Here is a 13,079-nt window from a genome sequence, read left to right on the forward strand (position 1 = left end):
AGCTGCAATGTCCAAAATCGCTTCCGCCTGCCTGATGGCAGGCCTGATCACCGCCGGTGCGGTAGGTACTGCCATGGCTGCTGAGACCCCCGCCGACCCCTACGCGTGGCTCGAAGACGTGACCGGCGACAAGTCGCTGGACTGGGTCAAACAGCAGAACGCCAAGTCGGAGGGCCGCCTGGCCCAGACCCCGGCGTTCAAGCAGATGGAAGCCAGCATCCGCGAGGTGCTCGATTCGGACGCCAAGATTCCCGGCGTGCAGAAGATCGGTGACTACTACTACAACTTCTGGAAGGACAAGCAGCACGAGCGCGGCCTGTGGCGTCGCACCACGCTGGCCGAGTACCGCAAGGCCTCGCCGAGCTGGGAAACCGTGCTCGACCTCGATGCCCTGAACAAGGCCGAGGGTGAGAACTGGGTCTGGCACGGCGCCGACTGCCTGCGCCCGGACTATTCGCGTTGCCTGATCGCGCTGTCGCGCGGCGGCGCCGATGCCGATGTCACCCGCGAGTTCGACCTGGCCAACAAGACCTGGATCAAGGACGGCTTCTTCCGCCCCGAATCCAAGGGCGGGCTGAACTGGGTCGACCGCGACACGGTGTTCGTCTACACCGATTTCGGCACCGGCACCATGACCACCTCCGGCTACCCGCGCGTGGCCAAGCTGTGGAAGCGCGGCACGCCGATGGCCAGCGCCAGCGTGGTGTACGAAGGCAAGCCCGATGACATGTACATCGCGGCCATGCACGACGACACCCCCGGTTACGAGCGCAACCTGGTCAGCCGCACGCTGGCCTTCTACAACAACGAGATCTACCTGCGCGGCGACGACGGCACGCTGACCAAGATCGACGCGCCGAACTCGGCCGAGAAAGGCCTGCGCAAGCAGTGGCTGACCCTGGAGCTGCGCGATGCGTGGACCGTGGGTGGCAAGACCTACACCGCCGGTTCGTTGCTGGTCACCAAGCTGGACGACTACCTGGCCGGCAAGCGGGACTTTGAAGTGCTGTTCGCGCCCACCGACACCACCTCACTGGCCGGCAGCAGCTGGACGAAGAACCATCTGGTGCTCAACGTGCTGGATGACGTCAAGAGCCGCCTGAGCGTGCTCACCCCGACCGACAGCGGCTGGAAGAAGAGCGACTTCACCGGCGCGCCGTCGTTCGGCACCGTGGCCGTGGGTGCGGTGGATGCCGATGACAGCGACGCGGTGTGGATGACCGTCACCGACTACCTGACCCCGACCACGCTGGCCATTGCCGAGATCGGCAAGCAGCCGGAAGTGCTCAAGACCATGCCGGCGTTCTTCAATGCCGAGGGCAAGGTGATCGAGCAGCACTTCGCCACCAGCAAGGACGGCACCCGCGTGCCGTACTTCGTGGTGCATGCCAAGGACATGAAGCTAGATGGTTCCAACCCGACGCTGCTGTATGGCTACGGTGGCTTCGAGATCTCGCTGACCCCGTCGTACTCGGGTGGCATGGGCCGGGCGTGGCTGGAGAAGGGCGGCGTGTACGTGGTGGCCAACATCCGCGGCGGTGGCGAGTATGGCCCGCGCTGGCACCAGGCAGCGCTGAAACAGAACCGCCACAAGGCTTATGAAGACATGGCCGCGGTCGCCCGCGACCTGGTGAGCCGCAAGTTCACCTCGGCCAAGCATCTGGGCGTGCAGGGCGGCAGCAACGGTGGCCTGCTCACCGGCAACATGCTCACCCAGTACCCGGAGCTGTTCGGGGCGGTGGTGGTGCAGGTGCCGCTGCTGGACATGAAGCGTTACAGCCACCTGTTGGCCGGCGCATCCTGGATGGCCGAATACGGCAATCCGGACACGGCCGACTGGGCGTTCATCAAGACCTTCTCGCCGTACCACCTGTTCGATTCGAAGAAGACCTACCCGCCGGTGCTGTTCACGACATCCACCCGTGACGATCGGGTGCATCCGGGCCATGCTCGCAAGATGGCCGCGAAGATGATCGAGGCCGGCAAGGACGTGACCTACTACGAGAATATCGAGGGCGGTCACGGCGGCGCGGCCAACAATGCGCAGGCCGCGCACATGTCGGCATTGGCCTATAGCTTCCTGTGGGAGCAGTTGCGGTAGAGTCGGGCGTTGCTCGACTGCTGGGATGGCCCATCGGCCCGGTAGCCGCAGGAATTCAACGAAGGCCGCTTCGGTCCGCCTCCGGGTGGTGGGGCGTCAGGTTGGCTCCACCCCATTTCGACGCCGCGCAGAGATGCGCGGCGTTTTTTTGGTTGTTGTGCCATTGGCGGGGACGTTTCACTTCCAAAACAACAGCACGCGCGCACGGCTGTACGGGCGCCCCTGGCCACCGGGAGGCACCTTGGCAACGGTCCCGCGCCCGACCCGCCTGTACCGCCGTGCCCCCTTCACCCGAAGAAGTCGGGAGCGTGTGCCTGATTCACGCTCTTCGCGTCATGGCTGCGGGATCTGAAGGATCTTCAGCCCGAAGGCGGCCAGCCCAGAATGAGGCTCAATGGCAAGGTTCCCATACGAATCGTCGGAGATGCTGAAGGGCTGTGGCACCGACTCGTCGATTTCGACGGAACTCATGGCACCGGTGGCGATGGTGTAGATGTAAACCAGCGTGCCCCTGGGTGGCAGCCCGTCTGCCTCGGACGCGGTCAAACCTTTCGTTGGCTCCAGTGAAGGCAGCTCGGCGTAACCGATCAAGCGGTCATCATCGAGGATGCGCCATTCGATGACGGTCGCGTCGGCGGGTGCATGCGGCCGTTGGGGTGGCCTGGCGATGTCCTTGAGTCTGTCGACGGAGGCGACCACATACGCCGCGTTGCTGAGATCGAGCAAGACCCACTGCCGATTCGGACTCGCTCGAAAGCCGAAGATCGTTCCATTGACCGGCGCCGGTCTGATCAACTGACCGCTTGCGTCCACAATGCGTGCTTCCGCTGAACCCGGCGCGCGCAGCCTGAACGGCAGCGGCTCGCGCTTCCCGATTGGCGACGATGTTTGCTCCAGCGGCAGCGCAATAAGCTTGTAGTGTCCTGCTTTTTGTTCCGCTGATACCGTTGAGCAAGCCGCCAACTCAGGGGTGCAGGAAAACACGAGCAGCGCGCCGACCAGGGTGAGATTGTGCAGCAGCTTCATGAGTTGCGCCTCAGATCTTCAAGCAATGCACTGGCAACGGTCCTGCGCCCGATCCACCTGTGCCGCCGTGCGCGACAAGGCGAAAAGCGCCATGAACGTCTTCCCGTCTACGTCAATGGATACCCCGGATCAGCCGGGAGCGCGCGCCTGATTCACACTCCTCGTGTCATGGCTACGGGATCTGAAGGATCTTCAGCCCGAAGGCGGTCAGCCCAGAATGAGGCTCAATGGCAAGGTTCCCATCCGAATCGTCGGAGATGCTGAAGGGCTGTGGCACCGACTCGTCGATTTCGACGGAACTCATGGCGCCGGTGGCGATGGTGTAGATGTAGACCAGTGTGCCCCTGGGTGGCAGCCCGTCTGCCTCGGACGCGGTCAAACCTTTCGTCGGCTTGAGCGAAGGCAACTGTGCGTAACCGATCAGGCGATCATCATCGAGTGGGAGCCATCTGAAACCAGTGGCATCGGCGGCTGCAGCTGGCTGCATCGGTGGCTTGGCAATGTCCTTGAGGCTGTCGACAGAGGCGACCGTATAGTCCGCATCGCCGAAATAGAGCAGGACCCATTGCCGCTTGGGGCTAACCTTCATCTCAGCGATTGATCGGCCTTTGGGCGCTCGTCTGATCTCGTTCCCGCCCTTGTCGACAATGTGCGCGCGCGATGAGTTAGGCGCAAGAAGCCTGAGTGGTGGTGTCTCGCGCTTCGGAGGGTGAGGAGGCGGCTCGGCCAGCGGTACCGTGACCAGCCTGTAGCGAACCACCTGCGTTTCTGGTGGCGTTGGTGCGGGACCCGCTGTAGCCAACTCAGCGGTGCAGGCAGACACAAGCAGCGCGGCGACCAGGGTGAGATTGTGCAGCAGCTTCATGCGTTGCGCCTCATTGACGCTAATGGCTCCAACTGCGCCGCCGCGCTCGCGCGCTGGAGCAGTGTGGGGAGGCCATTGGCGGTAGTGGTGAGTGCGTTGGCAAAGCGACGGCTGAAGTAGTTGAGGGCCGTAGCGCGGTCACCGCACCCACGTCTCCAACCCACGCCGGATCCGTGCCACGGCTTCTTCCAGGCGCGGTACTTCCTGTGTGTAGGCCAGTCGCACGTGCGCGTTGGCGCGGTAGTGTCCGAAATCCAGCCCCGGCGTAAAGGCCACGTGCTGGGTTTCCAGGAAGTGCGCGCAGAACGCCTGCGCGTCATCGGTAAACGCGCTGACGTCGCAGTACAGGTAGAAGGCGCCTTCGGGCTCCACCTCGATGCGGAAGCCCAGGGCGCGCAGCGCCGGCAGCAGGTAGTCGCGGCGCTCGCGGAAGGCCGCGCGGCGGTGTTCGAAGATGGCCATGCTTTCCGGGGTGAAGCAGGCCAGTGCTGCATGCTGGGCAATGCTGGAGGCGCTGATGTACAGGTTCTGCGCCAGCTTCTCCAGGTCCGGTACCGCCTGTGGTGGGGCGACCAGCCAGCCCAGCCGCCAGCCGGTCATGCCGTAGTACTTGGAGAAGCTGTTGAGCACGAAGGCCTCGTCGTCCACCTGCAGCACGCTGGCCGCGTCCATCCCGTAGGTGAGGCCGTGGTAGATCTCGTCCACCACCAGGTGGCCGCCGCGCGCCTTCAACGACTGCGACAACCCGGCCAGCTGCGGCGCCGACAGCACCGTGCCGGTCGGGTTGGCCGGCGAGGCCACCAGCGCGCCCACGCTGGCCGCGTTCCAGTGCTGCTCGATCAGCGCGGGGGTGAGCTGGTAGGCCGTCTGCGGGCCCACCGGCACCAGTTGCGCGGCGCCCTCGACCAGGCGCAGGAAGTGGCGGTTGCACGGATAGCCGGGGTCGGCCAGCAGCCAGTGCTTGTCCGGGTCCACCAGCAGGCTGCTGGCCAGCAGCAGCGCGCCTGAGCCGCCGGGCGTGACCAGGATGCGCTCGGGGTCGATCTGCAGCTGGTACCGCTGCTGGTAGAACCCGGCGATGGCCTCGCGCAGCGCGGGCAGCCCGCGCGCGGCGGTGTAGCGGGTGTGGCCGGCGGCCAGGGCGGCCTGGCCGGCCTGCACGATCGGTGCGGCGGTGGTGAAATCCGGCTCGCCGATCTCCAAGTGGATCACGTCGTGCCCGGCCTGCTCCAGCGCCTGCGCGCGGGCCAGCAGCGACATCACGTGGAAGGGTTCGATTTCCTGGCTGCGGCGGCTGTAGCCGGCCGTGGGGGTAGGGGTGCTCATCCTGCCGATGATAGGTGCAGTGACCATCGGCAGGCTTGCCGCTGCCCCAACGCCCGCCCAGACTGGGGCCGACCATGGACGCCATTGCATTCCCCCGTAAGGAGCCTTATCTCGTGAAACCCGCCCTTTGTTTACTGGTTGCCAGCCTGATGACCTCCAACGTGCATGCCGCCCCCGCGCTCACCCCGCCCGACGCCGAGAAGCAGCCGCACACGGTCAAGGCGCCGTTCGGCGCGACCCGCAACGACGACTACTACTGGCTGCGCGACGACAAGCGCGAAGATCCCAAGATGCTGGCCTACCTGAATGCGGAAAACGCCTACACCGACCAGGTGGTGGCACCGCTCAAGCCGCTCGAGGACACCCTGTACAAGGAAATCGTGGCGCGCATCAAGCAGGACGATGCCAGCGTGCCCGCGCGTGATCGCGGCTACTGGTATTACACCCGCTTCGAGACCGGCAAGGATTACCCGATCCAGGCACGGCGCAAGGGCAGCATGGAGGCGCCCGAAGAGATCCTGCTGGACATCAACGTGATGGCCGAGGGCAAGAACTACTTCGATGTCGGCGATGCCGACGTCAGCCAGGACAACCACCTGCTGGCCTGGGCCGAAGACGATGTCGGCCGCCGCCAGTACGTGATCCGCTTCAAGGACCTGCGCACCGGCCAGGTGCTGCCGGACCGTATCGAGAACGTGTCGCCCAACGTGGTCTGGGCCGACGACAACCGCACCCTGTTCTACGTCGAGAATGATCCGGAAACCCTGCTCACCGTGCGCGTCAAAAAGCACGTGCTGGGCACCCCGGCCAGCAGCGACGTGCTGGTGTACGAAGAGAAGGACGACAGCTTCTACATGGGCGTCGGCCGCACCCGCGACGACAAGTTCCTCACCATCGAACTGCACAGCACGGTCAGCTCGGAAACCCGTTATGCCCCGGCCGCCAACCCGCAGGCATTCACCCTGCTGGCGCCGCGTGCGCGCGATGTGGAGTACGACGCCGACCACTTCAATGGCCGCTGGGTGATCCGCACCAACGATGCCGGCGCGAAGAACTTCAAGATCGTCACCGCCCCCACCGATGCCACCGCGCGCACGCAGTGGACCGACTGGGTGGCCCATGACGATGCGGTACTGGTGGAAGGGTTCGAGCTGTTCGACGGCTTCAGTGCCATCGCCGAGCGTTCCAATGGCCTCGAGCGGATTCGCCTGCTGTATCCCGATGGTCGCCAGGACTACGTCAAGGCCGACGAGCCGGCCTACTCGATGGGCCTGGCCGCCAACCCCGAGCCGGACAGCCCGTGGCTGCGCTACGCCTACAACTCGCTGACCACCCCGACCACCACCTACGAGCTCAACACCGTTACCGGTGAGCGCCGCCAGCTCAAGCAGCAGCCGGTGATCGGCTACGACCCGGGCAAGTACACCACCGAGCGGGTCTGGGTGACCGCGCGTGACGGGGCCAAGGTGCCGGTGTCGCTGGTGTACCGCAACGGTTTCAAGAAGGACGGCACCGCGGCGCTTTACCAGTACGCCTACGGCAGCTACGGCATGTCGATGGACCCCGGTTTCAACCAGACCGTGGTGAGCCTGCTTGACCGCGGCGTGGTCTATGCCATCGCGCATATCCGCGGCGGCGAGGAAATGGGCCGTGCGTGGTACGAGGACGGCAAGCTGCTGAAGAAGCAGAACACCTTCAACGACTTCGTCGACGTCACCCGCGAACTGGTGCGCCTGGGCTATGCGTCCAAGGACCGCGTGGCCGCGTCCGGCGGCAGCGCCGGCGGCCTGCTGATGGGCGCGGTGGCCAACCAGGCCCCGCAGGACTACCGGGTGATGGTGGCGCAGGTGCCGTTCGTGGACGTGGTCACCACCATGCTCGACGCCAGCATCCCGCTGACCACCAACGAGTACGACGAGTGGGGCAACCCGGAGCAGCGCGCGTACTACGACTACATGCTCGGCTACTCGCCCTACGACAACGTCAAGAAGCAGGCCTACCCGGCGCTGTTCGTCGGCACCGGGCTGTGGGATTCGCAGGTGCAGTACTGGGAGCCGGCCAAGTGGGTGGCCAAGCTGCGGGATGACAACACCGGCACCCATCCGATCGTGTTCCGCACCAACATGGAGGCCGGGCACGGCGGCAAGTCCGGGCGTTTCCAGCGCTACCACGAGCTGGCCGAATCGTATGCGTTCGTGCTCGACCAGCTGGGCGTGACCGCCGCCCCGTAAGGCCGGCCTCTGGCCGGCAACCCGCTTTCCGGACGGCGACCATCGCGGTCGCCGTCCGGCCTCGCTATGCTGGGCGCATGACCGTGCCCGAGCGCCCTGACGTAGCTGATGCCCCTGCCACGCGGCCGCCGGTGCGGTTCCGCTGGGCCTGGTGGCTGCTGGCCTACGCCAGCCTGGCCACCGGCATCGTCGGCATCTTCGTGCCGGGCCTGCCCACCACCGTGTTCATCCTGATCTCGGCCTGGGCCGCCTCGCGCGGCTCCGAGCGTCTGCACACCTGGCTGCTGCAGCATCCGCGCTTTGGCCCCTCCATCCGCAACTGGCAGGCCCACGGTGCGGTCAGCCGCTACGCCAAGTGGATGGCCACCCTGACCATGGCGGTCTGCGCCGGCATCATGCTCTGGTGCGTGCCGATCGCGTGGGTGAAGTGGTTCTCCATCGGCAGCATGGCGGCGGTGGCGATCTGGCTGTGGAGCCGCCCACTCCCACCGGACGAAACTCCCTGAATGATGGGGTAACGAGCCCCCTGAGTCAGGGGGCGGCCGCGAAGTGGCCGGGGGTGGGTAGTGGTAACGCGGGGCCCGCGTTTTGCGCAGCAACGCGTGGGGCGTCAGCCCACATGCGCTGACGCGCCGCACGGCTATACTCAGGCCATGAGCATCCCCCATCGCAACCGAATCCTGATTCCGTTGGCAGCGGCCTCGCTGCTTCTCCTTGCCGCCTGCGGCAACAAAGGCCCGCTGGTGCTGCCGCAGAAGCCGGTGCCGGTCGAAGAAGTCGCCGAGCCGGCCGTCGATGAGACCACCCCGGCGGCCGTGGATGACACCGACAACCCGCCGGTGGTACCCGATCCGGTCGACGCGCCGCTGAAGTCCGAAAATGGTAATGACTAAGGCCGCCTCCACGGCGCTGCGCTTCAGCAAGATGCACGGCGCCGGCAATGATTTCGTCGTCCTGGACCTGCGTGACGGTACGCCTGCACCCACCCCGGCCCTGGCGGCCCGCCTGGCCGACCGCCATACCGGCGTGGGCTGCGACCAGATCCTCACCATCGAACCACCGCGCGCGGAAGGGTCGGTGGCGTCTTACCGCATCTGGAACGCCGACGGCTCGCAGTCCGAGCAGTGCGGCAATGGCGCCCGGTGCGTGGCCGCCTGGCTGGTGCGCGATGGCGCGGCCGGTGAGGACAGCTTCGCCATCGACAGCCCGCTGGCCACCCACACCATCGAGCGCCTGGGCAACGACCAGTACGCGGTGGCGATGGGCGTGCCGCGCTTCGAGCCGGCGCAGGTGCCGCTGCTGGGCTTTGCCCGTGCGCGCGATGAATACCTGCTGCCGTTGCAGGGCGACACGGTGCGCTTCGGCGCGGTGTCGATGGGCAACCCGCATGCGGTGATCGAAGTGGGCCTGATCGATGCCGCCCCGGTTGAACGCCTGGGCAACCTGCTGCAACAGCACGCCACCTTCCCGCAGTCGGTGAATGTCGGCTTCGTGCAGGTGATCGACCCCCGCCATGCGCGCCTGCGCGTGTACGAACGCGGTGTGGGGGAAACCCTGGCCTGCGGCAGCGGCGCCTGCGCGGCGGCGGTGGTGATGATGCAGCGTGGCCGGCTGGAGCGCGACGCCACACTGTCGCTGCCCGGCGGCGAGCTGCGCCTGCGCTGGCCGGCCGACGACGCCCAGGTGGTGATGTCCGGCCCGGCAGCCTTCGTCTTTGAAGGGGAGTGGCACGCATGAACGAGACGGTCGAAAAGATCGGTGCGCACGAAGTCGCCGCCTGGTTGCGGCGGCATCCGGCGTTCCTCAAGCAGTTCCCGGACCTGGCACTGACCATGGTGGTGCCGCGCGATGACGGCCCCACCGCGTCGCTGGCCAGCTACCAGCTGGACGTGCTGCGCGACAAGAACCGCGAGCTGTCGCGACGGCTCGCCGACCTGGCCGCCAACGCGCAGGTCAACGAACGCCTGGCCGTGCGCACCCATCAGCTGACCCTGGCGCTGATGAAGCAGACCACGGCCGCCGATACCCTGCGCGCCATGGCCGCCTCGCTGGAAGAAGACTTCGCCGGCGACAAGGTGCGCCTGGTGATGCTGCAGCCGGTTGCCGGGCTGGAGCAGGCGCCGTGGCTGCAGGTGATCCCGGCCGACAGCCCGCTGCTCGGGTCGTTCCGCGATTGCCTGGCCGATGGCGAGCCGATCTGCGGCCGCCTGCAGGCCGAGAAGAACACCGTGCTGTACGGCGCGCTCGCCGACACGGTGCAGTCCAGCGCATTGCTGCCGCTGCCGGGTGTCGGCCTGATCGCCGTGGGCAGCCACGATCCCAACCGTTTCTACCCCGGCATGGGCACGCTGTTCCTGCGCATGATGGGCGAAGCGCTGGCGGTCGGCCTGGCCCGCTTCACGCACGACTGAGGCCGACGTGGGCGCTGGCATGGGGGCCGCTGCGGAATTCCTCGCGCACCTGGAGGTGGAGCGGCGCATGTCGGTGCATACCCTCGATGCCTACCGCCGCGATCTGGATGCCTTGACCGGCTGGGCCAACGACCACGACGCGCGCATCGATGTGCTCGATGGCGAGCAGTTGCGCCAGTTCATCGCCGCCGAACACCGCCGCGGGCTCTCGGCCACGTCGCTGCAGCGCCGCCTGTCGGCGTGCCGTAGTTTTTACGCGTGGCTGCTCAAGCACCGCCGCATCGAGGCCAGCCCCGCCGCGGGGCTCAAAGCCCCGAAGGCGCCGCGCAAGCTGCCGCAGGTGCTCGATGCCGACGAAGCCGTGCAGCTGGTGGAACTGCCCACCGATGGGCCGCTGGGCCTGCGCGACCGCGCGCTGCTGGAACTGTTTTATTCCTCCGGGCTGCGCCTGAGCGAGCTGTGCGCGCTGGTCTGGCGTGACCTGGATTTCGCCACCGGGCTGGTCAACGTGCTGGGCAAGGGCAACCGCGAGCGGCGCGTGCCGTTCGGCTCGCACGCGCGCACCGCGCTGGAAGGCTGGCGCGGCGAAAGCGGCGGCCGCGACGCCCAACCGGTGTTCCCGGGGCGCAAGGGCGGGCCGATCAGCCAGCGGGCGATCCAGATCCGCATCCGCCAGCTGGCCCAGCGCCAGGGCCTGTTCAAGCATGTACACCCGCACATGCTGCGGCACAGTTTCGCCAGCCACATCCTGGAATCCTCCGGCGACCTGCGCGGCGTGCAGGAACTGCTCGGGCATGCCGATATCGCCACCACGCAGATCTACACCCACCTGGATTTCCAGTACCTGGCCAAGGTCTACGACGCCGCGCACCCGCGCGCAAAGCGGCGCAAGAGCGGCAACGAAAGCTGAATCGATCCACTGCGTCACCGGGCCGCAGGGCAGGGTGGGTTGAAGCCCCCGGCAACGACCCCACCTCAGTCTCTGTCACCCCGGAGGCTCCATGGACCCCAGTCAGAACCCCAACGTATTTCACGCCACCACCATCATTTCGGTGCGCCGCAACGGTCATGTCGCGGTTGCCGGCGATGGTCAGGTCACCCTTGGCCACACGGTGATGAAGGGCAACGCCCGCAAGGTGCGCCGGCTGGGTCGCGAGGGCCAGGTCCTGGCCGGTTTCGCCGGTGCCGCCGCCGACGCCTTCACCCTGTTCGAACTGTTCGAGGCCAAGCTTGAGAAGCACGGCCAGCTGCAGCGCGCCGCAGTGGAACTGGCCAAGGACTGGCGCACCGAGCGCCGCCTGGGCAAGCTCGAAGCGCTGCTGGCCGTGGCCGACAAGGACACCTCGCTGATCATCAGCGGCACCGGCGATGTGATCGAGCCGGAAGACGGCATCATCGCGATCGGTTCCGGCGGTTCGTACGCGTTGTCGGCCGCACGCGCGCTGATGGCACACACCGAACTGGACGCCCGCACCATCGCCACCGAGTCGATCAACATCGCCGGCGACATCTGCATCTACACCAATCGCAACGTGGTGGTCGAGGAATTGTAAGCGTAGTGCCGGCCGCTGGCCGGCAACCCCGACCCACCACATTCATTCGTGAGCACACCCATGCCGCACAAGATTGAAGTTTCTTCCGCCACCATGACCCCGCGCGAGATCGTGCAGGAACTGGACCGGCACATCGTGGGCCAGCACGACGCCAAGCGCGCGGTGGCCATCGCATTGCGCAACCGCTGGCGCCGCATGCAGCTGCCGGCCGAGCTGCGCAATGAAGTGATGCCCAAGAACATCCTGATGATCGGGCCGACCGGCGTCGGCAAGACCGAGATCGCGCGTCGCCTGGCCACGCTGGCCAACGCGCCGTTCGTGAAGGTGGAAGCCACCCGTTTCACCGAGGTCGGCTATGTCGGCAAGGACGTGGAGCAGATCATCCGCGACCTGGCCGATACCGCGGTCAAGCTGTACCGCGAGCAGGCCAAGGTGCGCGTGCGCACCCAGGCCGAAGAGCGCGCCGAAGACCGCATCCTGGACGCGCTGCTGCCGCGTCGCAGCGCGGGTATCGGTTTCGATGCCGAGGCCGCGCGCAACGAGCCGTCGGCGCAGGACAACGAAACCCGCATCAAGTTCCGCCGCATGCTGCGCAACGGTGAGCTGGACGAGCGCGAGATCGAGCTGGAAGTGTCGGCCAACGTCAGCATGGACATCATGACCCCGCCGGGCATGGAGGAAATGGGCCAGCAGCTGCGCCAGATGTTCTCGAGCATGGGCGGGGCGAAGGCGCAGAAGCGCACGCTGAGCATCAAGGCCGCGCGTCCGCTGCTGATCGAGGAAGAGGCGGGCAAGCTGGTCAACGAAGACGATATCCGCAGCGCGGCGATCGAGGCCTGCGAGCAGCACGGCATCGTGTTCATCGATGAGATCGACAAGGTGGCCAAGCGCGGTGAGGCAGGCTCATCGGGCGGCGATGTGTCGCGCGAGGGCGTGCAGCGCGATCTGCTGCCGCTGGTGGAAGGCTCCAACGTGTCCACCAAGTACGGCACGATCAAGACCGACCACATTCTGTTCATTGCTTCCGGTGCGTTCCACCTGGCCAAGCCGAGCGATCTGATTCCGGAGTTGCAGGGTCGTTTCCCGATCCGGGTGGAGCTGGGCGCACTGAGCAAGAACGATTTCGTGCGCATCCTGACCGAGCCGAAGGCGGCGCTGACCAAGCAGTACGAAGCGCTGCTGCAGACCGAAGGCGTGTCGATGAAGTTCACCGAGGACGCGGTGGACCGTCTGGCGGAGATCGCGTTCCAGGTCAACGAGCGCCAGGAAAACATCGGCGCCCGCCGCCTGCACACGGTGCTGGAGCGCCTGCTGGACACGCTCAGCTACGAAGCCCCGGACCGCGATGGCGAGACCATCAGCATCGACAAGGCTTACGTGGATGCGCATCTGGGCGAGCTGGTGCAGGACCCGGACCTGAGCCGCTACATCCTGTAACGCATCACAACAGTCGGGTGGTAGGGAAGCGGCGGCGCGAAAGCGTCGCCGCTTTTTTTATTTCGATTGCGGTGGATCAAAAGCGTTATGTGTGACGCATGCGCTGGTTGGATGGGGGCGTGGGAGTTC

General features: G+C 66.3%; 12 protein-coding genes. 9 read left to right on the top strand and 3 right to left on the bottom strand.

Features of this window, described 5'->3' with window-relative positions:
- The first annotated feature begins 7 nt into the window (after positions 1 to 7).
- Entirely contained in the window at positions 8 to 2,101 is a 2,094-nt protein-coding gene (locus tag AC6CHL_RS15780) for a prolyl oligopeptidase family serine peptidase (RefSeq protein ID WP_498295243.1), read from the top strand.
- A gap of 333 nt (positions 2,102 to 2,434) precedes the next feature.
- Here AC6CHL_RS15780 and AC6CHL_RS15785 read toward each other — a convergent pair whose 3' ends face one another.
- The 3 genes from AC6CHL_RS15785 to AC6CHL_RS15795 form a co-directional block, all read right to left on the bottom strand.
- Positions 2,435 to 3,127, bottom strand: coding sequence for a hypothetical protein (locus AC6CHL_RS15785; protein WP_498295245.1), 693 nt, complete (start codon positions 3,125 to 3,127; stop codon positions 2,435 to 2,437).
- A 172-nt stretch (positions 3,128 to 3,299) separates the two neighbouring features.
- Entirely contained in the window at positions 3,300 to 3,992 is a 693-nt protein-coding gene (locus AC6CHL_RS15790) for a hypothetical protein (protein WP_498295247.1), read from the bottom strand.
- A 138-nt stretch (positions 3,993 to 4,130) separates the two neighbouring features.
- Positions 4,131 to 5,318, bottom strand: a complete 1,188-nt coding sequence (locus AC6CHL_RS15795) for a pyridoxal phosphate-dependent aminotransferase (RefSeq protein ID WP_498295249.1) — start codon at positions 5,316 to 5,318, stop codon at positions 4,131 to 4,133.
- Positions 5,319 to 5,431: 113 nt separating this feature from the next.
- Between AC6CHL_RS15795 and AC6CHL_RS15800 the strand changes: the two genes are divergently transcribed.
- From AC6CHL_RS15800 to hslU, 8 genes are all read left to right on the top strand, one after another.
- Entirely contained in the window at positions 5,432 to 7,549 is a 2,118-nt protein-coding gene (locus AC6CHL_RS15800) for a S9 family peptidase (protein ID WP_498295251.1), read from the top strand.
- A 77-nt stretch (positions 7,550 to 7,626) separates the two neighbouring features.
- Entirely contained in the window at positions 7,627 to 8,055 is a 429-nt protein-coding gene (locus tag AC6CHL_RS15805) for a YbaN family protein (RefSeq protein ID WP_448134445.1), read from the top strand.
- Positions 8,056 to 8,202: 147 nt separating this feature from the next.
- The gene (lptM, locus tag AC6CHL_RS15810) at positions 8,203 to 8,442 is read left to right on the top strand and encodes an LPS translocon maturation chaperone LptM (protein WP_463601706.1); all 240 of its coding nucleotides are present in this window, start codon (positions 8,203 to 8,205) and stop codon (positions 8,440 to 8,442) included.
- Positions 8,435 to 9,286 (top strand): diaminopimelate epimerase, encoded by an 852-nt coding sequence (dapF, locus tag AC6CHL_RS15815; protein ID WP_038686163.1) that lies wholly within the window; start codon positions 8,435 to 8,437, stop codon positions 9,284 to 9,286. The genes lptM and dapF overlap by 8 nt, the downstream gene beginning before the upstream one ends.
- Entirely contained in the window at positions 9,283 to 9,960 is a 678-nt protein-coding gene (locus AC6CHL_RS15820; protein WP_137190405.1) for a DUF484 family protein, read from the top strand. Before dapF ends, AC6CHL_RS15820 begins: the two co-directional genes overlap by 4 nt.
- A gap of 19 nt (positions 9,961 to 9,979) precedes the next feature.
- The gene (gene xerC, locus AC6CHL_RS15825; protein WP_498295252.1) at positions 9,980 to 10,870 is read left to right on the top strand and encodes a tyrosine recombinase XerC; all 891 of its coding nucleotides are present in this window, start codon (positions 9,980 to 9,982) and stop codon (positions 10,868 to 10,870) included.
- Between the two features lie 91 nt (positions 10,871 to 10,961).
- Positions 10,962 to 11,513 (top strand): ATP-dependent protease subunit HslV, encoded by a 552-nt coding sequence (hslV, locus tag AC6CHL_RS15830; RefSeq protein ID WP_019183676.1) that lies wholly within the window; start codon positions 10,962 to 10,964, stop codon positions 11,511 to 11,513.
- A gap of 60 nt (positions 11,514 to 11,573) precedes the next feature.
- Positions 11,574 to 12,950, top strand: a complete 1,377-nt coding sequence (gene hslU, locus AC6CHL_RS15835) for an ATP-dependent protease ATPase subunit HslU (RefSeq protein WP_038686167.1) — start codon at positions 11,574 to 11,576, stop codon at positions 12,948 to 12,950.
- The last annotated feature ends 129 nt before the right edge of the window (positions 12,951 to 13,079 follow it).

This window comes from Stenotrophomonas sp. GQ19, assembly GCF_059758695.1.

What these genes read in the sequence shown, in the direction of transcription:
- AC6CHL_RS15790 (WP_498295247.1), bottom strand. Translation starts at nt 3,992, where the DNA reads ATGAAGCTGCTGCACAATCTCACCCTGGTCGCCGCGCTGCTTGTGTCT.
- hslV (WP_019183676.1), top strand. Translation starts at nt 10,962, where the DNA reads ATGGACCCCAGTCAGAACCCCAACGTATTTCACGCCACCACCATCATT.
- hslU (WP_038686167.1), top strand. Translation starts at nt 11,574, where the DNA reads ATGCCGCACAAGATTGAAGTTTCTTCCGCCACCATGACCCCGCGCGAG.
- AC6CHL_RS15820 (WP_137190405.1), top strand. Translation starts at nt 9,283, where the DNA reads ATGAACGAGACGGTCGAAAAGATCGGTGCGCACGAAGTCGCCGCCTGG.
- lptM (WP_463601706.1), top strand. Translation starts at nt 8,203, where the DNA reads ATGAGCATCCCCCATCGCAACCGAATCCTGATTCCGTTGGCAGCGGCC.
- dapF (WP_038686163.1), top strand. Translation starts at nt 8,435, where the DNA reads ATGACTAAGGCCGCCTCCACGGCGCTGCGCTTCAGCAAGATGCACGGC.
- AC6CHL_RS15785 (WP_498295245.1), bottom strand. Translation starts at nt 3,127, where the DNA reads ATGAAGCTGCTGCACAATCTCACCCTGGTCGGCGCGCTGCTCGTGTTT.
- AC6CHL_RS15780 (WP_498295243.1), top strand. Translation starts at nt 8, where the DNA reads ATGTCCAAAATCGCTTCCGCCTGCCTGATGGCAGGCCTGATCACCGCC.
- AC6CHL_RS15795 (WP_498295249.1), bottom strand. Translation starts at nt 5,318, where the DNA reads ATGAGCACCCCTACCCCCACGGCCGGCTACAGCCGCCGCAGCCAGGAA.
- AC6CHL_RS15805 (WP_448134445.1), top strand. Translation starts at nt 7,627, where the DNA reads ATGACCGTGCCCGAGCGCCCTGACGTAGCTGATGCCCCTGCCACGCGG.
- xerC (WP_498295252.1), top strand. Translation starts at nt 9,980, where the DNA reads ATGGGGGCCGCTGCGGAATTCCTCGCGCACCTGGAGGTGGAGCGGCGC.